Annotated in this window: 27 protein-coding genes; 12 read left to right on the top strand and 15 right to left on the bottom strand. The window is 70.4% G+C overall.

The window, feature by feature from the left end; translation table 11 throughout:
- Window positions 1-17: 17 nt before the first annotated feature.
- From ACFQQJ_RS11625 to dnaA, 4 genes are all read right to left on the bottom strand, one after another.
- Window positions 18-512, bottom strand: coding sequence for a DUF721 domain-containing protein (locus ACFQQJ_RS11625; protein WP_377106660.1), 495 nt, complete (start codon window positions 510-512; stop codon window positions 18-20).
- Window positions 512-1723 (bottom strand): DNA replication/repair protein RecF, encoded by a 1212-nt coding sequence (gene recF / locus ACFQQJ_RS11620; protein ID WP_377106659.1) that lies wholly within the window; start codon window positions 1721-1723, stop codon window positions 512-514. Before recF ends, ACFQQJ_RS11625 begins: the two co-directional genes overlap by 1 nt.
- A gap of 76 nt (window positions 1724-1799) precedes the next feature.
- Window positions 1800-2954: a DNA polymerase III subunit beta gene (gene dnaN, locus ACFQQJ_RS11615; RefSeq protein ID WP_377106657.1), complete on the bottom strand. Its 1155-nt coding sequence runs from the start codon at window positions 2952-2954 to the stop codon at window positions 1800-1802.
- Between the two features lie 426 nt (window positions 2955-3380).
- Window positions 3381-4781 (bottom strand): chromosomal replication initiator protein DnaA, encoded by a 1401-nt coding sequence (dnaA, locus tag ACFQQJ_RS11610; protein WP_377106655.1) that lies wholly within the window; start codon window positions 4779-4781, stop codon window positions 3381-3383.
- 324 nt (window positions 4782-5105) lie between these two features.
- Between dnaA and rpmH the strand changes: the two genes are divergently transcribed.
- The 8 genes from rpmH to ACFQQJ_RS11570 all read left to right on the top strand — a co-directional run bounded on the left by rpmH (window position 5106) and on the right by ACFQQJ_RS11570 (window position 10185).
- Complete coding sequence (rpmH, locus tag ACFQQJ_RS11605) at window positions 5106-5243, top strand: 50S ribosomal protein L34 (RefSeq protein WP_377106653.1); 138 nt, start codon at window positions 5106-5108, stop codon at window positions 5241-5243.
- An 11-nt stretch (window positions 5244-5254) separates the two neighbouring features.
- A complete protein-coding gene (gene rnpA / locus ACFQQJ_RS11600) occupies window positions 5255-5608 on the top strand; it encodes a ribonuclease P protein component (protein ID WP_377106651.1) in 354 nt (117 codons plus the stop codon).
- Window positions 5605-5916, top strand: coding sequence for a membrane protein insertion efficiency factor YidD (gene yidD / locus ACFQQJ_RS11595; RefSeq protein WP_377106649.1), 312 nt, complete (start codon window positions 5605-5607; stop codon window positions 5914-5916). The genes rnpA and yidD overlap by 4 nt, the downstream gene beginning before the upstream one ends.
- A gap of 52 nt (window positions 5917-5968) precedes the next feature.
- Window positions 5969-7006: a membrane protein insertase YidC gene (gene yidC, locus ACFQQJ_RS11590; RefSeq protein ID WP_377107053.1), complete on the top strand. Its 1038-nt coding sequence runs from the start codon at window positions 5969-5971 to the stop codon at window positions 7004-7006.
- A gap of 19 nt (window positions 7007-7025) precedes the next feature.
- Window positions 7026-7589, top strand: coding sequence for a protein jag (locus ACFQQJ_RS11585; protein WP_377106648.1), 564 nt, complete (start codon window positions 7026-7028; stop codon window positions 7587-7589).
- A gap of 7 nt (window positions 7590-7596) precedes the next feature.
- Window positions 7597-8199: a 16S rRNA (guanine(527)-N(7))-methyltransferase RsmG gene (gene rsmG / locus ACFQQJ_RS11580; protein WP_377106647.1), complete on the top strand. Its 603-nt coding sequence runs from the start codon at window positions 7597-7599 to the stop codon at window positions 8197-8199.
- A gap of 157 nt (window positions 8200-8356) precedes the next feature.
- On the top strand, window positions 8357-9286 hold the full coding sequence (locus ACFQQJ_RS11575; protein ID WP_377106646.1) for a ParA family protein: 930 nt from the start codon (window positions 8357-8359) through the stop codon (window positions 9284-9286).
- Window positions 9283-10185, top strand: coding sequence for a ParB/RepB/Spo0J family partition protein (locus tag ACFQQJ_RS11570; protein ID WP_377106644.1), 903 nt, complete (start codon window positions 9283-9285; stop codon window positions 10183-10185). Before ACFQQJ_RS11575 ends, ACFQQJ_RS11570 begins: the two co-directional genes overlap by 4 nt.
- Before the next feature lie 43 nt (window positions 10186-10228).
- Here the strand turns inward: ACFQQJ_RS11570 and ACFQQJ_RS11565 are convergent, their stop codons facing one another.
- The 5 genes from ACFQQJ_RS11565 to ACFQQJ_RS11545 are packed head-to-tail and all read right to left on the bottom strand — an operon-like array spanning window position 10229 to window position 14120.
- On the bottom strand, window positions 10229-10735 hold the full coding sequence (locus tag ACFQQJ_RS11565) for a GNAT family N-acetyltransferase (RefSeq protein WP_377106642.1): 507 nt from the start codon (window positions 10733-10735) through the stop codon (window positions 10229-10231).
- A complete protein-coding gene (locus tag ACFQQJ_RS11560) occupies window positions 10735-11118 on the bottom strand; it encodes a DUF3817 domain-containing protein (RefSeq protein ID WP_377106641.1) in 384 nt (127 codons plus the stop codon). Before ACFQQJ_RS11560 ends, ACFQQJ_RS11565 begins: the two co-directional genes overlap by 1 nt.
- Complete coding sequence (locus ACFQQJ_RS11555; protein WP_377106639.1) at window positions 11115-11828, bottom strand: SURF1 family protein; 714 nt, start codon at window positions 11826-11828, stop codon at window positions 11115-11117. Before ACFQQJ_RS11555 ends, ACFQQJ_RS11560 begins: the two co-directional genes overlap by 4 nt.
- Window positions 11829-12794, bottom strand: coding sequence for a D-alanine--D-alanine ligase (locus ACFQQJ_RS11550; protein WP_377106637.1), 966 nt, complete (start codon window positions 12792-12794; stop codon window positions 11829-11831). It abuts the gene before it with no gap.
- Window positions 12795-12803: 9 nt separating this feature from the next.
- Window positions 12804-14120 carry a PLP-dependent aminotransferase family protein gene (locus ACFQQJ_RS11545; protein WP_377106635.1) on the bottom strand — a complete coding sequence of 439 codons (1317 nt, stop codon included), beginning with the start codon at window positions 14118-14120 and terminating at the stop codon, window positions 12804-12806.
- Between the two features lie 77 nt (window positions 14121-14197).
- On the opposite strand from ACFQQJ_RS11545, the gene ACFQQJ_RS11540 reads away from it, so the two are divergent.
- Entirely contained in the window at window positions 14198-14743 is a 546-nt protein-coding gene (locus ACFQQJ_RS11540) for a GNAT family N-acetyltransferase (RefSeq protein ID WP_377106634.1), read from the top strand.
- A gap of 51 nt (window positions 14744-14794) precedes the next feature.
- Here ACFQQJ_RS11540 and trxA read toward each other — a convergent pair whose 3' ends face one another.
- The gene (trxA, locus tag ACFQQJ_RS11535; protein WP_377106632.1) at window positions 14795-15118 is read right to left on the bottom strand and encodes a thioredoxin; all 324 of its coding nucleotides are present in this window, start codon (window positions 15116-15118) and stop codon (window positions 14795-14797) included.
- Between the two features lie 16 nt (window positions 15119-15134).
- Window positions 15135-16106, bottom strand: a complete 972-nt coding sequence (gene trxB, locus ACFQQJ_RS11530) for a thioredoxin-disulfide reductase (RefSeq protein WP_377106631.1) — start codon at window positions 16104-16106, stop codon at window positions 15135-15137.
- A 176-nt stretch (window positions 16107-16282) separates the two neighbouring features.
- Between trxB and yaaA the strand changes: the two genes are divergently transcribed.
- Window positions 16283-17074, top strand: a complete 792-nt coding sequence (gene yaaA / locus ACFQQJ_RS11525) for a peroxide stress protein YaaA (RefSeq protein WP_377106629.1) — start codon at window positions 16283-16285, stop codon at window positions 17072-17074.
- A gap of 195 nt (window positions 17075-17269) precedes the next feature.
- Here yaaA and ACFQQJ_RS11520 read toward each other — a convergent pair whose 3' ends face one another.
- From ACFQQJ_RS11520 to ACFQQJ_RS11505, 4 genes are all read right to left on the bottom strand, one after another.
- Window positions 17270-18502, bottom strand: coding sequence for an anaerobic glycerol-3-phosphate dehydrogenase subunit C (locus ACFQQJ_RS11520; protein ID WP_377106627.1), 1233 nt, complete (start codon window positions 18500-18502; stop codon window positions 17270-17272).
- Window positions 18499-19752: a glycerol-3-phosphate dehydrogenase subunit GlpB gene (gene glpB, locus ACFQQJ_RS11515; protein ID WP_377106626.1), complete on the bottom strand. Its 1254-nt coding sequence runs from the start codon at window positions 19750-19752 to the stop codon at window positions 18499-18501. The genes ACFQQJ_RS11520 and glpB overlap by 4 nt, the downstream gene beginning before the upstream one ends.
- Window positions 19749-21326: an anaerobic glycerol-3-phosphate dehydrogenase subunit GlpA gene (glpA, locus tag ACFQQJ_RS11510; protein ID WP_377106624.1), complete on the bottom strand. Its 1578-nt coding sequence runs from the start codon at window positions 21324-21326 to the stop codon at window positions 19749-19751. Before glpA ends, glpB begins: the two co-directional genes overlap by 4 nt.
- Window positions 21327-21536: 210 nt before the next feature.
- The gene (locus ACFQQJ_RS11505; protein ID WP_377106622.1) at window positions 21537-22493 is read right to left on the bottom strand and encodes a sugar-binding transcriptional regulator; all 957 of its coding nucleotides are present in this window, start codon (window positions 22491-22493) and stop codon (window positions 21537-21539) included.
- A gap of 528 nt (window positions 22494-23021) precedes the next feature.
- On the opposite strand from ACFQQJ_RS11505, the gene ACFQQJ_RS11500 reads away from it, so the two are divergent.
- Both ACFQQJ_RS11500 and glpK read left to right on the top strand, forming a co-directional pair.
- Complete coding sequence (locus tag ACFQQJ_RS11500) at window positions 23022-23762, top strand: MIP/aquaporin family protein (RefSeq protein ID WP_377107052.1); 741 nt, start codon at window positions 23022-23024, stop codon at window positions 23760-23762.
- Window positions 23763-23910: 148 nt separating this feature from the next.
- Window positions 23911-25431: a glycerol kinase GlpK gene (glpK, locus tag ACFQQJ_RS11495; RefSeq protein ID WP_377106621.1), complete on the top strand. Its 1521-nt coding sequence runs from the start codon at window positions 23911-23913 to the stop codon at window positions 25429-25431.
- Window positions 25432-25471 lie beyond the last annotated feature (40 nt).

Raw genomic sequence — 25471 nt, 5'->3', positions numbered from 1 at the left:
GAGGGGGGTGGAGGGGGTCACCCGTAGGTGTCGCGGGGGCCGCGGCCCGGGACGGAACGGCGTCCCTTCTTCCAGGTGGGCGCCTCGGGTCCGAGCACGACGACGCGGGTCACCGTGCCCTGGCCGAGCTGCTCGTTCAGCACCGCCACGAGCTGCGGCGCCATCGTCCGCAGCGAGGTCGCCCACGTCGAGGACTCCGCGCGGACGGTCAGCACGGTGTCGGCGTACCCCTCGGGCACGGAATGGGCGGCGTTCACCGGGCCGACCAGGGCGGGCCACCGTGCGAGCAGCTGGTGGACGCTGACCTCGCGCGTCCACCCCTCCTCCGCGATGACCTCCTTGAGCAGGTCGCCCAGCGGCGTCGGGTCGTCCGGGCGCCTGCCCGTGGGCTTCTTCCTGGGTGCCGGCTTCGGCGCAGCCCCGCGCGCGGCGCGGGCGATCCGCCGGGCGACGTCGAGGCCCTGCGGGTCGTGCTCGCCACCGTCGGGACGGGTGTCGTCCGGTCCGGGCATCAGCGCGCGGCCGTGACGTCGCCGTCGTCCGGCGGGACGGGCGGGGTGTCGGCGTCGAGGAGGACCACGGAGGAAGCCTGCACCGCGAACCGGCGACCCGCCAGTCTCGCCGGCACATCGGCTGCCACGGCGGCGGTGATCAGCACCTGCTCGGCGTCGGCGACCATGTCGGCGAGGCGGTCGCGCCTGGTCTCGTCGAGCTCTGCGAACACGTCGTCGAGCACGAGGACGGGTTCGATCCCGTCAGCGCGCAGCAGGTGGAAGGACGCCAGACGCAGCGCCAGCGCACTCGACCACGACTCGCCGTGGGACGCGTAGCCCTTCGTCGGGAGGTCACCGAGGGTCAGCGTCACGTCGTCGCGGTGCGGGCCGACCAGGCACAGCCCGCGGGCGATCTCCTCGCCCCGCCGTTCCCGCATGGCCGCCAGCAGCTGCCCGACCACGTCCGGCACGGCCGCGTCCCCCGACTCCACCCGCTCCACGAGCGCGTCGGGGACGGCGGAGGAGCGGTAGGCCGCCCCGGCCAGGTTGTTGGTCGGGGCGATCCCGGCGTAGGCGTCCACGAGGTGTGGACGCAGCTGCGCGAGCGTGGTGAGCCGGGCGGCGACGATCTCGGCACCGAAGGCGGCCAGCTGGCCGTCCCACACCTCGAGGGTGGCCGCGACGTCGTCGGTCACCGCGCGCGGGCCGCGCCCGGACAGCGACTTCAGCAGGGTCGAACGCTGCTTGAGCACCCGGTCGTAGTCGGCGCGGACGCCGGCCAGCCGCGGCCAGCGCGCCACCAGCAGGTCGTCGAGGAAGCGGCGCCGCTCGCTCGGGTCGCCCTTCACGATCGCGAGGTCCTCTGGCGAGAACAGCACGACCCGCAGCGCGCCGAGCAGGTCGCGCGGCCGCCGCAGCGGAGACCGGTTGAGCGCAGCCTTGTTCGCGCGTCCGGGGATGATCTCGATCTCCAGCAGCAGGCTCCGGGCGTCGTCCAGGCCGGCCTGCACCCGCGCCCGCACCAGCGCCCGCGGCGCCCCGGCCCGCACCAGTGGCGCCTCTGCGGCGACGCGGTGCGACCCGAGCGTGGCCAGGAACTCGACGGCCTCGACCAGGTTGGTCTTGCCCTGGCCGTTGGCGCCGGTGAACACGGTGACGCCGGCCTCCAGCGGCACCTCCGCCAGCGGGTAGGAGCGGAAGTCGGCCAGGCTCAGGTGGGTGACGAACATGGTCAGGCCCGGGGCGGCGTGGTCGGTCCCGCGCCGGCGCTGCTCGGGCGGCGGGGGTCGGACGCGACGTCGGATCTCACGCAGGCAGGCGCATCAGCATGATGACGTGCTTGTAGTCGGCCAGCGGCTCCCCGTCCAGCTCGTTGAGGCCCGTGAGCAGGCAGGGCTTGCCCGGCTGGGTGAACGAGAACTGCACGTAGGGGGCGTCGAGGGCCGCGAGCGCGTCGGACAGGTAGTGCGGATTGAAGCCGGCGGCGCTCATCCCGGAGTCACCGGCGGGCTGCTCGACGATGGCCTCCAGCGCCTCGACGGCCTGTGCCTGGTCACCGGTCGCGGCCTCGAGGGTGATCGAGCCGTCACCGATGAGCATGCGCAGCGAGGTGTTGCGCTCTGCGACGAGGCCGACGCGCTTCACCGCGGCGATCACCTCTGCGGTGTTGGCGCGGACGCTGACGCTCGCCTGGACGTTCATCAGGTGGCGCACCTTCGGGAACTCGCCGTCCAGCAGGCGCGTGGTGATCTGGCGGACGCCGGCCGCGCCGGTGCCCTCGAAGCCGATCAGGCCGTCACCCGTGGCCGCCGAAGACAGGCTCAGGGTCACCTGCTCGCCCGCGGTCATGCTCTTCGCGGTCTCGGCCAGCACGCGCGCCGGCACCAGGGCAGCGCCCTCCCCCCGGCTGCGCGGCGCCCAGTCGAGCTCCTTCAGGGCCATGCGGTAGCGGTCGGTGGCCAGCAGCGAGAGGGTCTCGCCCTCGATCTCCATGCGCACGCCGGTGAAGACGGGGAGCAGCTCGTCGCGTCCGGCCGCGACGACGACCTGGCCGACGGCCTTCGCGAACTCCTCGCTGGGGATCGTGCCGGTGGCCTCGGGCATCTCCGGCAGCGCCGGGTAGTCGGCCACCGGGAGCGTCTGCAGGGTGAAGCGCGCGGTGCCGCAGACCAGCTCCATGCGGGTCTCGTCCGCCGAGATGTCCACCGGCTTGTTCGGCAGCGAACGGGCGATGTCGGCCAGCAGGCGTCCCGAGACGAGGGCGACGCCCTCGTCCGCGACCTCGGCCTTCACCGTGATCTGGGCGGAGGTCTCGTAGTCGAAACTGCTCATCACGACCTGGTTGCCGGACGCCTTCACCAGCAGGCCGGCCAGGATCGGGACGCTCGGACGGGTGGGCAGGCTGCGGGCTGCCCACTGCACTGCTTCGGCCAGGACGTCGCGGTCGAGACGGATCTTCACCATTGCTCCCTAGAACTCACACGCGTGGTCGGTTGATCATATCGGCGCGCACCCCCCAGAACTGAGAAGGCTGCGTTTCCCCAGCATGTGCACGGCGTGACTTTGAAGTTCATGGGAGATCTTTCAATTCGTAGGGGTCATAGCGCCTGTGGATCCCGTGGACAACCGGCGTCACCCCTGCCCGGACGGCGTGTCGGCTGTGGACGGCCGCTGTGCACAACCCGGAATCACACGGGGAGGATTTGCGGACGACGCTGAGGGCCGGCTGAGTACTTCACAGCCGCGGGCGGTTATCCCCCGGGTTATCCACAGCGGTGCACAGTGTCCCCCGCACGGGGGACAGCACGGGCAGCGGGTGAGGCGGACGTGGGCCGGGCAGAGCGACAGGGCCGGTCGACGGCAGGCGGATGGGACCGCGCGACGGCCTCAGCGCAGCGGGGACTGCTTGATGCGGTTGGTGAGCTCGGTGATCTGGTTGAACACGCTGCGACGCTCGCGCAGGAGCTGGCGGATCTTCCGGTCGGCGTGCATCACGGTGGTGTGGTCGCGGCCGCCGAACAGCTGGCCGATCTTCGGCAGTGACAGGTCGGTGAGTTCGCGGCACAGGTACATGGCGATCTGGCGGGCCGTCACCAGCACGTGCGTGCGGCTCTGCCCGCAGAGGTCCTCGACGGTGATCCCGAAGTAGTCCGCGACGTGGGTCATGATCGCGGTGGACGAGATCTGGGTCTCGGCACCCTCGGGGATCAGGTCCCGCAGGACGACCTCGGCCAGCGCCAGGTCGACCTCCTGGCGGTTGAGGCTGGCGAAGGCGGTCACCCGGATCAGCGCACCCTCGAGCTCGCGGATGTTGGTCTGGATCTTGCTGGCGATGAACTCGAGCACGTCCGGCCCGGCGGTGAGGCGCTCGGCAGCGGCCTTCTTGCGCAGGATCGCGATACGCGTCTCCAGGTCGGGCGGCTGGATGTCGGTCATCAGGCCCCACTCGAAGCGGCTGCGCAGTCGCGGCTCCAGCGCCTCCAGGCCCTTGGGGGGCCGGTCGGAGGTGAGCACGATCTGCTTCTGTGCAGTGTGCAGGGTGTTGAAGGTGTGGAAGAACTCCTCCTGGGTCTGGATCTTGCCCTCGAGGAACTGGATGTCGTCGATCAGCAGCACGTCCACGTCGCGGTACTGCCGGCGGAAGTCCGCCGTCCGGTTGTCGGAGACCGCGTTGATGAAGTCGTTGGTGAGCTCCTCGGTCGAGACGTACTTCACGCGCACCCGGTCGTAGTAGTTGCGGATGTAGTGGCCGACGGCGTGCAGCAGGTGGGTCTTCCCCAGCCCCGAGTCGCCGTAGATCATCAGGGGGTTGTACGCCTTGCCGGGCGCCTCGGCGACGGCCACGGCCGCCGCGTGCGCGAAGCGGTTGGAGTTGCCGATGACGAAGGTCTCGAACGAGTACTTGGGGTTGAGGCGGTCGCCGTTCACGCGTCCGCCGTTGGGACGCGAGCTCGCCGGCGGCGGGGGCTCGGGGGCGGCCTGCGGGACCGGGAGGACGGGCTCGCCGTCACCGATCGAGGGATCCACGTCGATGGCGAGGCGGATGGGGCGGGAGAAGTACTCCGAGAATTGCTGCTCGATCGCCGGACGCAGGCGGGACTCGACACGGTCCCTGGTGAAGTCGTTCGCGACGGAGAGGATCACCAGCGAGTCGTGGATCGTCACCGGACGCATGCCCTGCAGCCAGCCCCGGGTCACCGGGTCGGACGACTCCCACACGTGGGCCCAGGCAGCCTCCAGCTGCGCGGCCGCGACGGGCTCGGTGGGGGGTGGGGGTGGTTGCGTCATGGGTCCTGCTTCGGCTCCTCACTACCTGCCCCAGCCAGGTTTCCACACTGTTGTCCACAGACTGTGCATCATGGTTGCACGGATCGCGGGACGACGGACGTCCCGGGGTGGCCTAGAGCAACCTAGCGAGGTCTGGCGGGCCGCGCAAACGGTTTGCGAAGAAGATCATGCCAGCACGGCGTGTCGGCTCGACGTGTGTACCGCGAAGTGTCTGGTTTGCCGGGGGTCGTCGCTGCCGCGTAGAGTTGGGCAGTCGCTGTCGCGACATCCGTGCGTCCAGGTGGGCGCATCTGATCCGATAAAGACGAACTTGGGAGCATTCGCGTGAGCAAGCGCACTTTCCAGCCGAGCAACCGGCGTCGCAGCCGCACCCATGGCTTCCGTACCCGCATGCGCACCCGCGCCGGGCGCGCGATCATCTCGGCCCGTCGCCGTCAGGGCCGCGTCCGCCTGGCCGGCTGAGCCGGCACGAGGTGCTGCCCGCCCGGTCGCGGTTGCGTAACCCTGGGGACTTCCGCGACACGTTGCGCCAGGGCGTCCGTTGCGGACGCGCCACCCTGGTGGTGCACGCGCGCCGGTCTGCGGTGGTGGACGGGGCCGGTGCGGTGTCGCGGGCAGGCTTCATCGTCTCCAAGGCCGTCGGCAACGCCGTCCACCGCAACCGCGTGAGGCGCCGCCTGCGGCACGCCGCAGCCGCGGCCCTCCCGTCCGCCCCGTTCGGGGTGGACGTCGTCGTCCGGGCGCTGCCACCGTCGGCCGTCGCGGACGACCTGGCCGGCGAGTTCCGGCTCGCCTTCGCCACCTGCCTGGATCGGCTGGCGGCATGAAGTACCTCCTGATCGGACTGCTGAAGGCCTATCGAGCGGTGATCAGCCCGCTGTACGGCAATGTGTGCAAGTACTACCCGACCTGCTCCGCGTACGCGCTGGAGGCGGTGACCGTCCACGGTGCGGTGAAGGGCACCTGGCTCGCGACCCGCCGGCTCGCCAGCTGCCACCCGTGGAGCCTGGGCGGGTACGACCCGGTGCCCGGTACCCCGGCCGCTGAAGACTGGGCTGCCGAACAGGCTGCCAGAACCACTCCGGCCTCCCCGGCCGCTGACCGGGCGCACGCGTGTGCCCACGAGGTGAACTGACGTGACTACCCTCCTGCTCCTCCCGCTGAACCTGTGGGACGACTTCCTGGGCATGCTCGGCGCGATGATGACGCCGCTGTACTGGGCGGTGTCCGGCATCCTGGTCGGCTTCCACAGCCTGCTGACGATGTTCGGCCTGGACCCCGACTGGGGGGGCACCTGGGCGGCGTCCATCGTGCTGCTGACCATGGCCATCCGGACGGCGCTGATCCCGCTGTTCGTGCGCCAGATCAACTCCGCGCGCAACATGCAGCTCATCCAGCCGAAGGTCAAGGAGCTCAACGACAAGTACGGCCACGATCGCGAGCGCCTCGGCCGCGAGACGATGCAGCTGTACAAGGACGAGGGCGTGAACCCGATGGCGTCCTGCCTGCCGCTGCTGCTCCAGATGCCGATCTTCCTTGCGCTGTTCTACGTGCTCAACAGCGTGTCCCACGGCACGCCGCTGGGCTACTTCTTCGAGCAGAACCCTGCCTTGGCCGCGTCCCTGCAGAACGCGACGGTGTTCGGCGCGAAGATCTCCTCGACCTTCATGCCGATGACCAGCTTCGGGCCGACCCAGATCGTGGCGCTCACCCTGATCATCCTGATGACGGGCGTGCTGTTCATCACCCAGCTCCAGCTGATGCGCAAGAACATGCCGCCGGAGGCGCTGACCGGGCAGATGGCGCAGCAGCAGAAGATGATGCTGTACCTGTTCCCGGCGATCTACGCGATCGGCGGCGTGAGCATCCCGATCGGCGTGCTGATCTACTGGCTGACGACGAACCTGTGGACGATGGGCCAGCAGTACATCCTGATCCACAACAACCCTGCTCCCGGCACCCCGGCGTACGTCGACTGGGAGGAGCGCATGCGCGCCAAGGGCAAGGATCCCGACGCCATCGCGGCCAAGCGCCGCGGCACCTCCCGCAAGACCCCGGCGCAGGCCTACGACCCGACGAAGGTGGCCCGCCAGGGCCGTGGCGCCGCCGGCGCCGACGCCCCCGTCGCGACCGACAGCGCCGCTGGAGACGGCTCGTCGGTTCAGCGGCAGGTCATCCAGCGGCAGCAGCCGAAGAAGAACAGCCGCGCCGCCCGCAAGCAGTAGCAACAAGGAGTACGACAACGTGAGCGAAGAGCAGAACGACGTGATCGACGCTGTGTCCGACGACGAGGCCGTGGAGGCCGTCGACGCCGACGCGGAGGCCGCGCCCGAGGGCAGCAGGTCGAAGAAGGAGGCGGCGCTGGAGAACGAGGGCGAGATCGCCGCCGACTACCTGGAGGAACTCCTCGACATCGCCGACCTGGACGGCGACATCGACACCTACACCGAGGGTGGCCGTGCGCACGTCTCGATCCTGACCGAGGGCGACGTGCTCGTGGGCAAGGACGGCGAGGTTCTCGAGGCGCTCCAGGAGTTGGCGCGCCTGGCCGTGATGACCGAGACCGGTCACCGCAGCCGGCTGATGCTGGACGTGGGCGGCCACCGCGACAAGCGGCGCAAGGTCCTCCAGGACCTGGCCCGGGACGCTGTCGACGAGGTGAAGGACTCCGGTGAGCCGGTGCGCCTCGCCCCGATGAACCCGTTCGAGCGGAAGATCGTGCACGACTCGGTGGCGGCCGCAGGCCTGATCAGCGAGTCGGAGGGCGAGGAGCCGCACCGCCGCGTCGTGGTGCTGCCCAAGGACTGAGCAGTTGATGGCCGGCGCGCCCGCCTCCTTCTTCGGGGACGGCGCGTCGGCCATCTCATCTTATGTCGACATATTGGCAAGTCGAGGAATCGATTGGGGCCTGATCGGTCCCCGCGAGGGCGAGCGCCTGTGGGAGCGGCACGTCCTGAACTCGGTGGCCGGCGCAGGTTTGCTTCCCGAGGGTGCTTCGGTGGTCGACGTCGGGAGCGGGGCCGGCCTGCCGGGCCTGCCTCTGGCGATCCTCCGGCCGGACCTGCGGGTCACGCTGCTGGAGTCGCTCCTGCGGCGGGTGTCCTTCCTGGAGCTGGCCGTGGAGGAGCTCGGGCTGGCCGACCGGGTGAGCGTGGTACGCGGACGGGCGGAGGAGCACCGTGCGCAGTACGACGTGGTGACCTCGCGGGCCGTGGCGCCGCTCCCCCGGCTGCTCGGGTGGTGCCTTCCCCTTGTGGCGCCGGGCGGGCGTGTGGTCGCGCTCAAGGGTTCGACCGCGGGCGCGGAGCTCGAGGATGCCCGTGGGCTCCTGCGCCGGAAGGGACTGGTGGGCGAGGTCCATCGTCTCGTGGTTCCGGTCAGCGGCGAGGAGACGTTCGCCGTCGTCGTCGGGCGCTGAGGACCCTGCGGCCGCTGGACTGGTTCGCCGGCGTCCGCGCGACCGCCCGTCGCGGTCTCTTGGCGCGTTGTGACTGTGGGGGGTGGGCGGACGGGTCTGTCCGCGAGAAGCCCTATCCTGATGTTTCACGTGAAACAGCGAGCGCCTCAGGAGCTTCATGACGATCACTCCCCCGCCCACCCCGCGTCGTGTCGTCTTCGACGAGCCGGAGTTCGGCGACCCGCCGGGCCTGGAACCCGACGACCTCGACTTCGATGTTTCACGTGAAACAACGCTTCCCAAGCCGGCGAGGACGCGCACGCTGGTCATCGCGAACCAGAAGGGTGGCGTCGGCAAGACAACGACCGCCGTGAACCTGGCCACGGCGCTCGCCATGGGCGGCCTCAACGTCCTCGTCATCGACCTCGATCCCCAGGGCAACGCGTCCACGGCCCTGGGCATCGAACACCACGAGGGGATCCAGGGCACCTACGAGGTGCTCACCGCCAACTCCCCGATCGAGACCCTCATCAAGCGGTCCCCGGAAGCCCGGGGCCTGTGGGTGCTGCCCGCCACGATCGACCTCGCCGGAGCCGAGATCGGCCTCGTCGGCACGCCGGCGCGGGAAAGCCGGCTGCTGCACGCGCTGCGCTCGTTCAACCGGAAGTACCGGCCCGACTACGTCTTCATCGACTGCCCGCCGTCGCTCGGCCTCCTCACCCTCAACGCGCTCGTGGCGGCGGAGGAGATCCTGATCCCGATCCAGTGCGAGTACTACGCGCTGGAGGGGGTCTCTCAGCTGTTGCGCACCATCAACCTGGTGAAGGGGTCGATGAATGACCACCTCCGCCTGTCCACCGTGCTGCTCACCATGTACGACGGACGCACGCGACTGGCGTCCCAGGTGGCGGCAGAGGTGCGCGAGCACTTCCCGCGCGAGACGCTCCGGGCGGCGATCCCGCGGTCGGTCCGCGTGTCGGAGGCGCCCAGCTACGGACAGTCCGTCATCACCTACCACGCCGCGTCGGCCGGCGCGCAGGCCTACCTCGACGCCGCGACCGAACTCGCCGAGCGGGGAGCCGAGCAGACGAAGGAGAAGACCGCATGAACACCCCCAAGCGCAGCGGCCTGGGTCGCGGCCTCGGCGACCTCCTGCAGAGGACGGACCCGGAGCTCGCGCCGACCTCCGGGGACGCGGAGGAACTGGTCAGCGTGGGGGGAGCGCGGTTCGCCGAGGTCCCGATCGCGGAGATCCGTCCGAACCCGAAGCAGCCGCGCACGGTCTTCGACGAGGACCAGCTCGCCGAGCTGGTCTCCTCCATCAGTGAGGTCGGGCTGCTCCAGCCCATTGTGGTGCGGCCGCTGGACGAGGGCGGCTACGAGCTGGTCATGGGCGAGCGTCGTCTCCGGGCGAGTCAACAAGCAGGTTTATCGACAATTCCGGCGATCGTCCGGCGGACGGAGGAGGCCGACCTCCTCCGCGACGCTCTCCTGGAGAACCTGCACCGCGTGCAGCTCAACCCGCTCGAGGAGGCCGCCGCCTACCAGCAGATGATGAGCGACTTCGCCTGCACCCAGGAGGAGCTGTCCACCCGCATCAAGCGCTCGCGTCCGCAGATCTCGAACACCATCCGGCTGCTTCAGCTGCCCGCTCCCGTGCAGAGGCGCGTGGCGGCGGGCGTGCTGAGCGCCGGGCACGCCCGCGCCATCCTGATGCTCCCCGACGCGTCCGCGATGGAGCACCTGGCGACGCGGATCGTGGCCGAGGGACTGTCCGTGCGTGCCGCGGAGGAGATCGTCTCGGTGGGGGAGCACGGGACGCGTCGCGCCCCGCGCTCCACGCGGCCCGTTGAGCTTTCCCCGGCGGCGGAGGAACTCCAGCGCGAGCTCGGGGAACGGCTCGACACCCGGGTGCTCGTCAGCGAGGGCCGCGCGAAGGGACGGATCGTGATCGAGTTCGCCGGCCCGGAGGACCTGAAGCGGATCGCCGACATTCTGACGACTTAGCGATAAGCATCTTTGTCGATAAAGCTGCTTCGGTGCTTTGTCGTCAGCGGAGCGAGAGTTCGAGGTGCTCCACGGTGAAGACGAGCCCGTCGTAGCGCGTCCTGTCGACCGTCGTGAAGCCGAGCCGGTGGTACCACGCGCCCAGCGCGGTGTTCTCCGCCACGATCCCGATGGCCAGCGTGTGCGCGCCGTCTCCGCGGGCGCGCCGGGCGGCCTCTGCCACCAGCGCCTCGCCGTAGCCCCGGTGGCGCGCCCCGGGCAGGACGGCAAGGTGCCGAAGTCCCCAGGTCCCCGGGCGAGAGCGTGACGGCCCCGCGAAGGCGCAGCCGGCGATCCCGGCGGCGTCCTCGACGGCGAACAGCGAGAACCCCCGGCCCACCACGGACGCCACGGCGTCCTCACCCCAGAACGCCGGGTTGCTCGGGGTGTTCTCCGCGGTGATCCCGTAGTCGTCCACCACCGTGGCGAAGCCCGCGCGCAGCACCGCGAGGCACTCGGGGTAGCGGTCGGGGCCGACGTCGACGACCACGGCGGACGGCGGCGCGGCCATCAGGACGCGTCGGACGGCTCGACCTCGCGGAGCCGCGCCTGGACGTCCTTCCGCGCGGAGTACTCCGCCCAGAACGACAGGAACGGGATCGTGCCGGCCAGCGCGATCAGGATCAGCCGGCCCCAGGGCCAGTGGACGCGGCGGCCCAGGTCGTAGGCGGTGGCGATCAGCACCATGTAGAGCCAGCCGTGCGGCACGCCCGTGGCCATCACGACGACCGAGTTGCCGGCCAGGTACTTCAGCGGCATCCCGACCACCACCAGCACCACCAGGAGCGTGCCGACGAGGTAGGCCATGATCCGGTACCGCAGCAGCGCCCCGCGGATCCCGGGAACCTGGTCGGCCGTGACAGGGGGCACCACCGGTGCCGTGGTCTCGCTCATTCGTCCTCCTGGTCCGCCAGCGTACCCAGACCGCCACGGCGCCCGATCGCACGCACGAAGCGGATCGTCATGAACGCCCCGAAGGCGGCGAACGCCCACCACTGCAGCGCGTAGCCGATGTTCTGCACCGAGCCCTCACCGGTCGGCAGCCGGACGGGCGCCGCCCCCAGGCCCTGCGCGGCCGCGTCCCCGGGCCCGAGCGTGACGTAGCCGGGGAACAGCTGCTGGGGCCAGTCCTGCGCGAGCAGGGGGAGCCGGACGGACGAAAGCGTCCCCGGGGGGGTCGCGTGGGTGGCGGGCGCCTCGGAGGGCAGGAACACCCCCGCCTGCGTGAGGCGTCCCTCTGGCGGCGACGGGAGCGCGGACGCGGCGTCCGGCACCGTCCCGCGGACGACGGCCAGCGCGCGTCCGTCGTCGGTGACGAAGGCCGTCACCACGCGCACGGTGCCGTCCTCGTCGACGACCAGTGCCTGCTGGCCGGGCTCGTAGCGGCCCTCGAGCGAGACCGCGCGCCCGTAGACGTCACCGGTGATGCCGTCCGCGCCCACGTTCGCCAGCAGTGGGACGGGCGGCTGCGCGGCGCGGGCAGCGGCCGACTCGGCCTCCTTGTCCTCGAAGACCCGCATCTGCCACAGGCCGAGGGCGAGCATGGCGAGGCAGAGGGCCGCGCCGAGCACGGCGACGAGCCACTGCTTCGCCCGGGTGACCATCTAGGCGAGGTGGCGCGCCCAGGAGTTGTCCACCAGCTGCGCGCAGAGCAGGCCGAAGTCCCAGCCGGCGGCCTCGACCGCCTGCGGCAGCAGCGAGGTCTCGGTCATGCCGGGGGCGACGTTGGTCTCGATGAGCACCGGCGTACCGTCCGGGCGCACCACGATGTCGGCCCGCGACAGGTCGCGCAGGCCGAGCACCCGGTGCGCGGCGACCGCCAGCTCCGCGCAGGCCGCGGCCGCCTCGTCGCCGAGCGTCGCGGGGACGATGAACCGGGTCTCACCGGCGGTGTAGCGGGCCGTGTAGTCGTAGATGCCGGAGTTCGGACGGATCTCCACCGCGGGCAGCGCCACCGGCGCCCCGTCCAGCTCGACGACCGTGACGGCCACCTCCGTGCCCTCGATGAACTCCTCGACCACGGCAAGGTCGCCGTAGGAGTAGGCGGCCACCATCGCCGACGGCAGCTCCTCGACCGCGTCGACCTTCGTGCAGCCGAGGGCGGAACCGCCCCGGGCCGGCTTCACGATCATGGGGAAGCCGATGCGCTCTCCCAACGCGACCACCAGCGCGGCTGCGCCGAGCTCACGGAACATGTCGTGGGGCAGGGCGGCCATCCGCGGGCGGGCGAGCCCGGCCTGCGCGGCCAGGGGACCGCCGACGGCCTTGTTGAAGGATCGGCGGCACGCGCCCGGGTCTGAGCCGACGTAGGCGACGTCGAGCAGCGTCAGCACCTGCTGGAGGCCGCCGTCCTCTCCCACCCCGCCGTGGAGGACCGGGAACGCCACCGGGTTCTCCAGGCTGCGCAGCAGGTCGATGAGGTCGGGGGTGAGGTCGGACTCGACGACCTCCTTGCCCTGGTCGCGCAGCGCCTGGGCGACGCGGCGTCCCGACCGCAGCGAGACGTCCCGCTCGTGGGAGAGCCCGCCGGCGAGCACGACGATGGGGCCGTGGGTGGGGTTGTCGTTCATGTCGTTCGCCTAACTGATGTCGGGTGCCGGGCCGGCGGTGAGGTCGTGGTGGCGGGTCGTGGTGGTGCCCAGGCCGAAGGTCCGGTGCATCTCCTGCTCCTGGACGAGCACTTCGCCCAGCCGGCGGGTGCCCTCGTGGATGCGCTCGGGGGTCGGGAAGCAGAACGACAGGCGCATGTTGCGGCTGCCCATGCCGTCGGCGTAGAACGCGGTGCCGGGGGTGTACGCCACGCGGGCCGTCACCGCACGCGGCAGCATGGCCTGGGAGTCGAGTCCCTCGGGGAGGGTCACCCAGACGAAGAAGCCGCCGTCGGGCTGCGTCCACGTGGTGCCCTCGAGCATGTGCTCCTCCAGGCCGGCCAGCATCGCGTCCCTGCGGGCGCGGTACATGTCGCGGAACACCGTGATCTGGCTGCGCCAGTCGAACTCGTCGAGGTAGGTGGCGATCGCGAACTGGCTGAACACCGGGGGGCACAGGGTCGCCGCCTCCTGGGTGAGCACCAGCTTCTCCCGGACGGCGTGGGGTGCGAGCACCCAGCCCACCCGGAAGCCCGGGGCGAAGATCTTGGAGAACGAGCCCAGGTAGATGACGTTGTCGGCGTCCATCGAGCGCAGGGCCGGCAGCGGGGCCGGGCCGAGCGTCAGCAGGCCGTACGGGTTGTCCTCGATGATCAGCAGGTCGTGCTCGCGGGCGATCTCGAGGATCGCCCGGCGCCGCTCGACGGTCTGGGTGACGCCGGTGGGGTTCTGGAAGTTCGGGATCGTGTACAGGAACTTCACCCGCTTGCCGGCCGCCTTGAGCGACACCAGTGCCCCGCGGAGCGCCACCGGGTCGAGGCCGGCGTCGTCCATCGCGACGTGCACCACCTGGCACTGGTAGGCGTGGAACGTGCCGAGGGCACCCACGTAACTGGGGGCCTCGGCGAGCACCACGTCGCCCGGGTCGCAGAAGACGCGGGTGACGAGGTCGAGCGCCTGCTGGGAGCCACAGGTGACCACGACGTCGTCGGCGTGCGCGCGGATGTGTTCCTCCGCCATCACCTCGACGATCTTCTCGCGCATGAACGGCTCGCCCTGGCCCGACCCGTACTGCATCGCCTGCGTGCCGCGTTCGGCGATCAGCCGGTCGACGGCGCGTCCGAGGGCCTCACGGGGGAGGTCGGCGATGTTCGGCATGCCGCCGGCGAGCGAGACCACCTCGGGCCGGTTCGCGACGGCGAACAGGGCGCGGACGGCCGAGACCGTCAGGCCGTGCGTCCGCTCCGCGTACGCGTCGATGTAGGGGTCCAGCCGGGTGTCGCGGCGGGACGGCTCTGGCAGGGTCACCGCACCAGACTGCCGTACGTTCCGCCTAGGATGAAACCGACCCACCTCAGCGGTGGGCGGTTCGTCGTGGGGGTGGCATGCCGAGAGTGTCGATGGTGACGCTGGCCGAGCTGGCCGCGCTGGCCTGCCCCTACTGCGGACGCACGATCCCCGCCGACGATCCCGGGGCCGTGTCGGCGGCGACCGTCTGGGGATGGTGCGGCGTGAAGCTCACCGCGGACGACGAGGTGCAGGGGCTGCTGCTGCTGGCGCCCGCCGACGAGCCCGGCCACGCCCGCCTGACCTGCGCCTGGGTGCGTCCCGGTGCCACCGGTGCGGGGTACGGACGCCAGCTCGTGCAGGGCGCGGCGGCCGGCCTGGTGAGCAGGAAGGCCCGCGTCGTGATCGCGCGCGGCAGCCGCACCACCGTCACCTGCCAGGCCCCACCGCGGGACTTCCTGCGGGCGGTCGGCTTCACCAGGGGGCGGGAGGACAGGATGTGGCGCCTCGAGCTCGACCGGGCGGTGCTGGGCGAGCGCGCGGGGGTCCGCGGGGTGTTCGAGCGGTTCTGGGAGTCCCTGCGTCCCGTCACGCCCCCCGAGCCCGCCGGCGGCGCGATCTCCGGGCGCACGAACCACGCCTGAGCAACGCGAGAGCCCCCGGCGCGGGGCCGGGGGCTCTCGACGTGCGTCAGCTCACAGGTACTCCTCGATGGCGCGCAGCAGCACCGACTTCGGCTTGGCTCCGGTGAACGACTTCACCACCTCGCCGCCGACGAACACCTGGATCGTCGGCAGCCCGAGCACACCCTGCTGGGTGGGCACCTGGGTGCTGGTGTTGGTGTCCATCTTCAGGAAGGTGACCTTGTCGCCGTAGTCGCGGGCCAGCTCCTCGATGATCGGCGAGAGCTGCTTGCAGGGCGCGCACCAGTCGGCCCAGTAGTCGATCACGACCGGCTTGGACGACTTCAGCACGAGGTCGGTGAAGGTGGCGTCGGTGACGTCTGCGACGGCGGCCATGGGGTTCTCCTACTTCTCAGGCGTTGGCGGGGACAGGGGTGAGGCTAGCGTCCGCGTCCGACAGGGCGGCGAGGTAGCGCTCGGCGTCCAGGGCAGCGGCGCAGCCGGTGCCGGCGGCGGTGATCGCCTGCCGGTAGGTGTGGTCGACCAGGTCGCCGGCGGCGAACACGCCCGGGACGTTAGTCCGGGTGCTCGGGGCGTCCACCAAGACGTAGCCGGCGGCGTCCACCTCCACCTGCCCGCGGACGATCTCCGAGCGCGGGTCGTGCCCGATGGCGACGAACAGGCCCTGGACGGGGAGTTCGCGGGTCTCGCCGGAGACGGTGTCGGTGAGGGTGAGGCCGCTGAGCGTGCCGTCGCCGTGCAGGTCGGTGACCACCGAGTTCCAGGCGAAGCGGATCTTCGGGTCCGACATCGCCCGGTCGACCATGATCTTCGACCCGCGCAGCTCGTCGCGGCGGTGCACGATCGTCACGCTGCTGGCGAAGCGGGTGAGGAAGGTCGCCTCCTCCAGCGCGGAGTCGCCGCCGCCGACGACGGCGATGTCCTTGTCGCGGAAGAAGAAGCCGTCACAGGTGGCGCACCACGACACGCCCCGTCCGCTGAAGACCTCCTCAGCGGGCAGCCCCAGCTTGCGGTAGCCCGAGCCCATCGCGAGGATCACCGCGCGGGCGGAGTAGGTGTTGCCCTCGGCGTCGGTGACGGTCTTCACGTCGCCGGTGAGGTCGGTGGAGACGATGTCGTCGGTGATGATCTCGGCGCCGAACCGCTCGGCCTGGCCGCGCATCGCCAGCATCAGGTCAGGACCCATGATGCCGTCGGTGAAGCCGGGGTAGTTCTCCACCTCCGTGGTGTTCATCAGGGCGCCGCCGGCCGCGAGGGCGCCCTCGAACACGAGCGGCTTCAGGCCGGCGCGGGCGGTGTAGATGGCGGCGGTGTACCCGGTCGGGCCGGAGCCGATGATGATGACTTCGCGGATGTCGGACATGATTCCTCGTACAGGTCTGGAGAGGGTGCCCACTCTACCGAGGCACCCCGGACGCACACCCGACAACCACCCGACGGGCGCGGGCATTCCCGATCACGCCAGGAGCGGACGCGCGCCGCGGGCGGGCACCGGGTGCGTGTTGCCGGTGGCAGGTGTGCGGCGCATAGGCTCGCTGCGTGCTCATCCTGCTGTCGCCGGCCAAGTCGCTGGACTACGAGTCGAAACTGCCCACGCTCACCCCGTCCCAGCCGCGGCTGCTGGCGGAGGCGGAGCGCCTGGTCGAGGTGATGCGCACCAAGTCGGTGGCCGACCTCGCGGCCCTCGCCGACATCTCCGACGAGCTGGCCGCGCTGAACGCCGGGCGGTGGGCGTCCTTCGCCACCCCGTTCACGCGGCGCAACGCGCGTCCGGCGGTGCTCGCGTTCTCCGGCGACGTCTACCAGGGCATGGACGTGCGCGGCCGGTTCACCACCCGCGACTACACCGAGGCGCAGAAGACCGTCCGGATCCTGTCCGGCCTGTACGGGGTGCTGCGTCCGCTGGACCTCATGCAGCCGTACCGGCTGGAGATGGGCACCCGGCTCGCGACCGAGCGGGGACGGTCGTTGTACGACTGGTGGGGCGGCACCATCACGGCGCTGCTGCGGGAGGACCTCGCCGCGTCCCCCGGGCCGGGCGTGGTGGTGAACCTCGCGTCCGGGGAGTACTTCGGCGCGGTGCGTCCCGACGAGCTGGGCGCGCCCGTCGTGTCCCCGAGGTTCGAGGACACCGACGCGCGCGGCCGCCGTTCCGTGGTGTCGTTCTACGCCAAGCGTGCCCGTGGCGAGCTGGCGTCCTGGCTGGTGCGACACCGCGTCCGCTCGGTGCGGGGGCTGCGCGACTTCGACGCCGCCGGCTACCGCTACGACCCCGCGTCCTCGACCGCCGGGGTGCCGGTCTTCGTCCGCCCCTTCACCGCGCGCCCCTGACCATCCCCGCCGAGGCCCCCGTCCCGGCCTCCCCCTCCCGCGCTTGCTGCCGAAGGCAACCCTTGCTGCCGGAATTCCGGTAGCCGGAGTTGCACTCGGGGGCAGGAACGGGTGGGGGGACGGGCGGACGCGGGGCCTGGGGACGACGAACCCGCCGGAGCACCATTCCTGGCTCCGGCGGGTTCGCGTCCGGGGCTACGAGAGGCCGTACGCCCGATGGACCAGGAAGATCGGGTGCTCGGTCTTCACGCCGGAGGACTGCTCGATCTGCCAGCGGCAGGTCTCGGTGTCGCACAGGGCGAGGTCGGGGTTGGTCTTCTTCACCATCTCGAACAGGGGACGTCCGACCGCCTGGGCGATGTCGTACTTCTCCTTCTTCAGGCCGTAGGTGCCGGCGATGCCGCAGCAGACGGCGCCCGACTCCACGACGGTCAGGTCCGGGATCAGCTTGAGCACCTCGACCGCCGGCATCCCCATGCCCTGGCTCTTCAGCTGGCAGGGGGCGTGGTACGGCACGGTCATGTCGATCGGCGCGAAGTCGGTCGGCAGTTCGCCGGCCTCGTGCAGGTCGAGCAGGAACTCCATGATGTCGCGGATCCGCGTCCCGACGTCCTTCAGCTTGTCGTCGCTGACGCCCATGATCTCGTGCGCCTCGTGCTTGAGCATGCCGGTGCAGGAGCCGGACGAGGAGATGATCGTCAGGTCGGTGCCGGCCGCCCGCAGGTCGTCGCAGAGCTTGAGCACGGACGCCGTCGCCTGGTCGAAGAGCCCGTTGGACTGCTGGGCGAGGCCGCAGCACCCCTGCTTCGGGACGATGACCTCGTAGCCGAGGTGCTCCAGCACCTCCACCGACTTCTTCGACGTCTCCACCTCGAAGTAGCCGCCCGCGCAGCCGTGGAAGAACACCAGCGCACCGCGGGTCGGGGTCCTGGACGGCTTCGGGCGCTTGCGGAACCAGCCCTCGAAGGTCTGGCCCTGCGGAGGCGGCATCGGGGCGTCCCGGTGCACCTTCACCACCGCTTCCATCATCGCCCGGATCGGCTTGTTGTTCAGCGCGGCCTTGGCGATCGGCGCCACCGGCGTCATCACCTTGCCCATCAGCACGGTCTGGCCGATCAGCTTGTCGCGCAGGGGCATGTGGTCGGCCTTCATCACCGCGCGCGCCTGGCTGTTCAGCTCGGCGATCTGGACGCCCTGCGGGCAGACCAGCGTGCACGTGCCGCAACTGGAGCAGTAGTCGAGCGAGTGGTCGACGCTGTCGCCGTTGCGGAAGCGCTCGGCCTGCGGCCCGACGAACTTGGGTCCGGAGAACAGCGGGGTCACCGCCGACACCGGGCACATGGTCTCGCAGATCGTGCACTTCACACAGGCGTCGAGGCTGGCCCTCGCCAGCTCGTGCCCGGCGAACTCAAGGCCTTCGTGGCTCATGCCAGCACCTCCAGGATCGAATCGGCGGCCACGACCGCACTGCCAACGGCGATACCGTCGCCGGACTTCTCCGCCCACCGGGACGAGCCCCCGATGATGCCGCCAGCCGCGTACAGGTTCGGGTGGACGACCGCGCCGTTGCCGTCCAGTACCCGCATGTCGCCGGCAACGCGCACGCCCACGCTGAACAGTGGCTGCTCGGGCCCCCAGTAGTCGCCGTGCACCAGCGGACCGGCGTCCAGGCCCGCGAGCGGCAGCCCGAACAGGGTCTCGGTCACGGTGCCGTAGGAGTCGAGGGCCAGCGCCCCGGACTCGAACCCGCCGGCGGCGAGCACGAACGCGTCCGCGGTGAACTCGCGGTCCGCGCCGGCCGTGGCCACGGTGACGCCCTTGACCACGGCGTCCTCGATCCGCACCGAGACGGCCCGGGTGCCGTTGACGACGCGGACGCCGGCGGCCTTGGCGCTGGCCATGAGGGCCTCGTTGAGGCGCATCCCGGGCACCGACGGCGGCGGGAGCGGGATCTCGAACACCGGGTGCCCGAGCTTGTCGGCCAGGTCCGACCACGCTGTGCGGTCCTTGAGGCCGAGCACCGCGGGCAGTCCGACCGTCTCGCCGTCGCCCAGCAGGGGCTTCAGGGCCGCGGCGAACCGGGCGCGGAAGGCGGGGTCGTCGAACGCGCGGGCGTAGGTGAGGCCGGAGGAGTCGACCTCCGCGTCACGGGCCGGCACGTCCACGCTGACCGGGCGGGCGACGAGGCGGCCGCCGTCGGGGAGCGTGGTGCGGGCGAGGTTCTCCGCGACGAGTGCCGGGTGGAAGTCCTTCAGCCGGCGCAGGCCGACGACAACGACCTTCGCCCCGTCCTTGAGGTGCCCGGCCACCATGCTCGGCTGCACGAGGCAGGTGGGACGGATCGCGCCCACCGCTGTCGGCAGCTGGTAGTTGGCCTCCGCATCGCCGACCAGCAGGTCGGGCAGCAGTTGCTTGAGGTACTCGATGCCGGTGTGGACGCCCGCGGCGCCGATGGCTGCGTAGGGGTGCCCGGGCCGTGCGGACGCGATCGCCGAGAGCGTCAGGACGGGGTTCGTCACCCGGTCCGGCGCGTAGCCGAGGACGTCGATCGTCCCCTGGCTGAGTTGCAGCCCGCCGATGCCCTTGGTGAGCAGGGTCACGCCCACGCCGGCCGACGCGAGCCGGTTGGCGGCGACCAGGCCGGCGAGGCCGGCACCGATGACGACGACGCGGCTCACAGGGCCACCTCACTTTCGGGCTGGGGCAGGTGCTCGACGTCGAGCGTGCCCTGGAAGATCCAGTTGTCGAGGGCGGTCTGTCGCACCTGGTCGCCGTAGAGGATCGGCCACAACCCGATCCAGCGGTTCTTCAGGAACAGCCGCAACAGGCCGGTGGCCCGCTCGATGTCGATGTGCCCGCTCTCCAGCGCGATGCCGGTGGCGCGCATCGAGCAGAAGCCGCCTTGGCAGGGGCCCATCCCCAGCCGCAGCTGGCGCCGCAGGTCGTCGAAGGTGCCCTTGGGCTGGGAAGCGAGCGCGTCGGTGAACATCCGGCGGCTCATCAGCTCGCACTCGCAGATGATCTGGTCGTCCAGCCGGTCGTGCTCGCGCTCCTCGAGGCGGTGCGTGACCACGTAGTTCTTCCCGGACTCCGAGCCGGGGATCGCCTCGTCCGCGGTCCGGCAGGGACGCTTCTCGCCGAGCTTCTCGCACATGGCGTCCACGATGTGCTCGGCCATCAGCCGGTAGGTGGTGAGCTTGCCGCCACCGATGGTCAGCATCCCGTCGAGGCCGTCGCGGGTGGTGTGGTCGATGACCGCCATGCCGCGGCTCATGTGCCGGGTGTCGGAGGAGGAGACGCGGCTGTCCTTGATCAGGGGACGGGCGCCGGCCCAGGCGTGCAGGGCGCGCGAGGACCGGAAGCCCGGGATGAGCACCTCGCCGGCGTCCAGCATCTGCTGGACCTCCGCGTGCTCGATCGCCAGGTCGTCGGGGTCGTCGACCTTCACGTCCGTGGTGCCGATGATGCTCACCGTGTGCACGGGGACGAGGATGTCGCCGTCGGCCGGGTAGATGCAGCGGTTCACCACCCGGTTCACCAGGCGGTGGTTCATCGCGATCATGATGCCGCGCCCGGGGATCACGTCCACCGGGTGCGCGCCCGCCATGGCGGCGATCTGGCCGGCCCACGGGCCGGCGCAGTTGAGCACGAACCCGCACTCGATCAGCACGTCCTCGCCGCTCTTGAGGTCCGTGCAGTGGACGGCGGTCACCTGGCCGTCGGCGGTGTCGATCTTGGTCACGCGGTGGTAGGTCAGCACCTGCGCGCCGTAGGCCTTGGCGGAGTTCGCCGCGCCCCACACCAGCTGCCAGCCGTCGACGGTGCCGTCCTCGACCTCGATCGCGCGCAGGATGCGCCGGTTGAGGCGGGGCTCGTTGCGCAGCGCTTCTGCGACGCTGATCTCGCGCGCCGGCACCCCGGTGGCCTTCGCGCCCTCGAGGAACTTGTCGGCGAAGGCGGGGTCGTCGTCCGGCCCGGTGACGAAGTAGCCACCGGTGGTCTCGATCGCCTGCGACTGGATCCTCGTCAGGATCGCGTTCTCCTGGGCACACTCGGTGGCCGACAACGGGTCACTCACGACGTAGCGCCCGCCCGAGTGCAGCAGGCCGTGGAACCGGCCGGTGGTGCCCTGGCCGAGATCGGCCCGCTCCACCAGGACGGTGCTGTAGCCCCGCATCGCGACGTCGCGCACCACGCCGGCCCCGGTCGAGCCGCCACCGATGACCACGACGTCAACAGCCAGCTTTCTCACGTAGACCTCCCGAACGACTTTTTCGCGGCGCCCGCGGCCCGGGCTCTCCGTCGACACCCAGCGCAGCGCGGCAGCGCGCTCTTCATCGTTCAGGCTAATCAGGGGCGGGTCGCCGATTCACCCCCACGGGCGAAGGTCGCTCAGACGTGCACGTCCGTGCCGGGGTCATGGGAAATCGACAGCCTGCGGCCCGTCCGCGCCGTGCAGGGGCTAGAGGCGGGCGCGGTCGAGGACGGCGCGCGCGGTGCCCTCGTCCAGGACGAGGTCGGTCGCGGTGCCGGCCCGCAGCGCGCCGACGACGGCGGGAGCCCGGGACGGGTCGGCCACGACGCAGATGCGCCGCGGGACCCGCTGGAGCTCCGCCGGGGTGAGCCCGGTGGCGCGGTCGTTGTAGGAGATGTCGGAGTACGACCCGTCCTCGCGCAGCAGGACGGTGCACACGTCGCCGACGACGCCGTCCGCGGCGAGCTGTCGCATGTCCGAGGTGTCCATGTACCCGGCGGTGTAGACGTGGGACGGGACCCGTCCCTCCAGGCAGCCGACGCCGAACACGGCGAGATCGAGCTTCTGGTGCAGCTTGAGCACGTTCTGCACGGAACGTTCCCGCCACATCGCCTGCTTGGTCTCGGCGAAGTCGAAGAACGCGGGGACGGGGAAGAGCACCACCCGCGCGTCGAAGGCGTCCCCGATGGACTGGAGGATCTCCCCGATGTAGGGGATGCCCGAGCTGCGCTGGTTGGCGCCGCCGTTGATCTGCACCACCGTCGAGCCGACCAGCGGACGCCGTCCCAGGTGCTTCACCACGTGCGAGAGCGTCACGCCCCAGGCCACGCCGATCAGCTGGTGGTCGTCGACGGCCTCGGTGAACAGGCGGCCGGCGAGCCGGGCGACCTGGTCGAAACGGACGTTCTCGTTGGCGTTCTCCCGCACAGAGACCATGTGGACGCGCACCCCGAAATGGCGGCTGATCGTGGAGGCCAGGGGGGACTGCGAGCCGCTGTGGTCGGCGAGGCTGATCCGCACCAGGCCGCTCTCCCGGGCCTCCTTCAGCAGCCGCGACACCGAGGACCGCGAGAGCCGCAACTGGTGGGCGATGCTCTCCATCGTCTCGCCCTGTATGTAGTAGCGGGAGGCCGCTTGGTACATGTCCTCGTAGCGCTCGTTCAAGCTTGCTCCCTCTCGGTGCACGTTCGTGCACAGGTCTAGCGCATGCGTTCAACCATTAGCAAGATGGGCCTGTCGGGATGGGGTGAACTCCTGTGGTGGCACCCTCCTGTCTGTACGTGGTTCAGCGGGTACGAAGGAGTCAGATGAACCTCACTGCGGTCGCCGCGCATGCGTGCACCGTTGGGGCCTTCGTGCCGGAGCTCAAGGAAGAATCCGATTCCGCTGGCCACTGTCACACCTCGCGTCCGCGCCCGAGAGCCTCGGCGGATGCGATCACGAGTGAGGCTCCGGCGACCGTTGTCGCTCGCCGTCAGGTCGGACATGGCACACGCATGCCGCTGTCCGTCGCACAGCACACCAGCTCGCCCCGCGGCGCCTCCCTCCGGAGTTCAGCGCACGCCGCGACGCGAGGACGGGTGTCTGCTCCATCCACTCATGTCTGAGAAGACAAAAAACACCGAGCCTGCGTCCCCCCGGGGATGCCCAAACTGACGCCCCTAGCTGGCGTCTGAAAGTGAGAAAGAAGTGCTGGGGACCATTTTCCTCTCTGAGGTAGTCGGCACTGCGATGCTGCTCCTCCTGGGTGCTGGCGTTGTCGCCAACACCGCCCTGACAAAGTCGAAGGGCAACGGAACCGGCTTCCTGTTCGTCAACTGGGGATGGGGTCTCGCCGTGTTCGCCGGCGTCCTCGTGTCCTACAAGTCCGGCGGCCACCTGAACCCGGCCGTCACCCTGGGTGTCGTCGCTTCCGGCGCCAAGGAGTTCGTCGCGGGTGTCCCGGTCGACGCCATGTCGATCATGACCTACATCGGCGCGCAGCTCGTGGGCGCGTTCCTCGGTGCGACGCTGGCCTGGCTGGCCTACAAGGAGCACTTCGATGCAGAGCCGGATCCGGCCACCAAGCTCGGCGTGTTCTCCACCGGCCCGGCGATCCGCAACTACGCGTGGAACGTCATCACTGAGGTCATCGGCACGTTCGTCCTGGTGTTCGTCGTCCTCGCTGCCGGTCACTGGAAGTCGACCGACCTCGGCTGGCTCAGCGCCCTCGGCGTTGCGCTCCTGGTCGTCGGCATCGGCGCCTCCCTCGGTGGCCCCACCGGTTACGCCATCAACCCTGCTCGTGACCTCGGCCCGCGCATTGCGCACGCCGTTCTCCCGATCAAGGGCAAGGGCGACTCCGACTGGGCGTACTCCTGGGTTCCGGTTGTCGGCCCGATCATCGGTGGTGTTCTCGCCGGTCTGCTGAGCGGTGTCCTGCTGCCCAAGTGACAGTGATCCCGGCTGGACGGGGTGCGGCTGAGCACCCCGTCCGGTCGGACCAGGTCTCGCCAGAAAAACGGAGCGGGCCGGTGGCCGCCGACCCGCTCGCTACAAGCAATCATCATCCTCTCGAACAATGACGTGGAAGGAATTATCCATGGCCGACAAGTACATCCTCGCGATTGACCAGGGAACGACCAGTTCTCGGGCGATCATCTTCAACCACGAGGGCCAGATCGTCTCCGTGGGCCAGAAGGAGCACGAGCAGATCTTCCCGCGCGCCGGCTGGGTCGAGCACAACCCGATCGAGGTCTGGGACGCCGTGCGCGAGGTCGTCGCCGAGGCCCTGGCCAAGGCCAGCCTCAACAAGGAGAACATCCAGGCCGTCGGTGTCACCAACCAGCGTGAGACCACCGTGGTGTGGAACAAGGAGACCGGCATCCCGGTCTACAACGCGATCGTCTGGCAGGACACCCGCACCTCCAAGATCGTCGAGGAGCTCGGCGGCGCCGAGGGCCAGGACAAGTACAAGGCCCGCGTCGGCCTGCCCCTGGCCACCTACTTCTCGGGCCCCAAGGTCAAGTGGATCCTGGACAACGTCGAGGGCGCCCGCGCCGATGCCGAGGCCGGCAAGCTGGTCATGGGCAACATGGACACCTGGGTCATCTGGAACCTGACCGGTGGCGTCAACGGTGGCGTGCACGTGACCGACGTGACCAACGCCTCCCGCACCATGCTGATGGACCTCAACGGCCTTCACTGGGACGCGGAGATCGCGGCCGACATGGGCATCCCGATGTCCATGCTCCCCGAGATCAAGTCGTCCTCGCAGGTCTACGGCTACGGCCGCGAAGAGGGCCTGCTCGGTGGCGTTCCGGTCGCCGGCGACCTCGGTGACCAGCAGGCCGCGACCTTCGGCCAGGCGGCGTTCAAGCCGGGCATGGCGAAGAACACCTACGGCACCGGCTGCTTCATGATCATGAACACCGGCGAGGAGATCGTTCCCTCCAAGAACGGCCTGCTCACCACCGTGTGCTACAAGATCGGCGACGACAAGCCGATCTACGCGCTCGAGGGTTCGATCGCCGTCACCGGCTCGCTGGTGCAGTGGCTGCGCGACAACCTGAAGATGTTCTCCTCCGCTCCGGAGATCGAGGAGCTCGCCGCGTCCGTCGAGGACAACGGTGGCTGCTACTTCGTCCCGGCGTTCTCCGGCCTGTTCGCTCCGTACTGGCGTTCCGACGCCCGTGGCGCGATCGTCGGCCTCACCCGGTTCGTCAACCGTGGCCACATCGCCCGCGCCGTCCTGGAGGCCACCGCCTACCAGACCCGTGAGGTGCTGGACGCCATGGAGGCCGACTCCGGCGTGAAGCTCGCCGAGCTCAAGGTCGACGGCGGCATGACGATGAACGAGACCCTGATGCAGTTCCAGGCCGACCAGCTGGGCGTGCCGGTGGTGCGTCCGGTCGTCGCCGAGACGACTGCCCTGGGTGCTGCCTACGCCGCTGGCATCGCCACCGGTTACTGGCAGGGCGAAGCCGACGTCATCGCCAACTGGGCCGAGGACAAGCGGTGGGAGCCGAAGGCGGAGGAGGGCGAGCGCGCCCGCCTGTACCGCAACTGGAAGAAGGCCGTCACCAAGACCTTCGACTGGGTCGACGACGACGTCGCGATCTGACGCTCATCGACACAGGCGGCGCCGCCGGGACACCATCCCG

The organism is Propionicimonas sp. T2.31MG-18, from assembly GCF_964266745.1.
In the GTDB taxonomy this organism is placed as follows: domain Bacteria; phylum Actinomycetota; class Actinomycetes; order Propionibacteriales; family Propionibacteriaceae; genus Propionicimonas.
The sequence above is the reverse complement of the archived record's forward strand: the minus strand, read 5'-3'. Positions and strand labels throughout refer to the sequence as shown.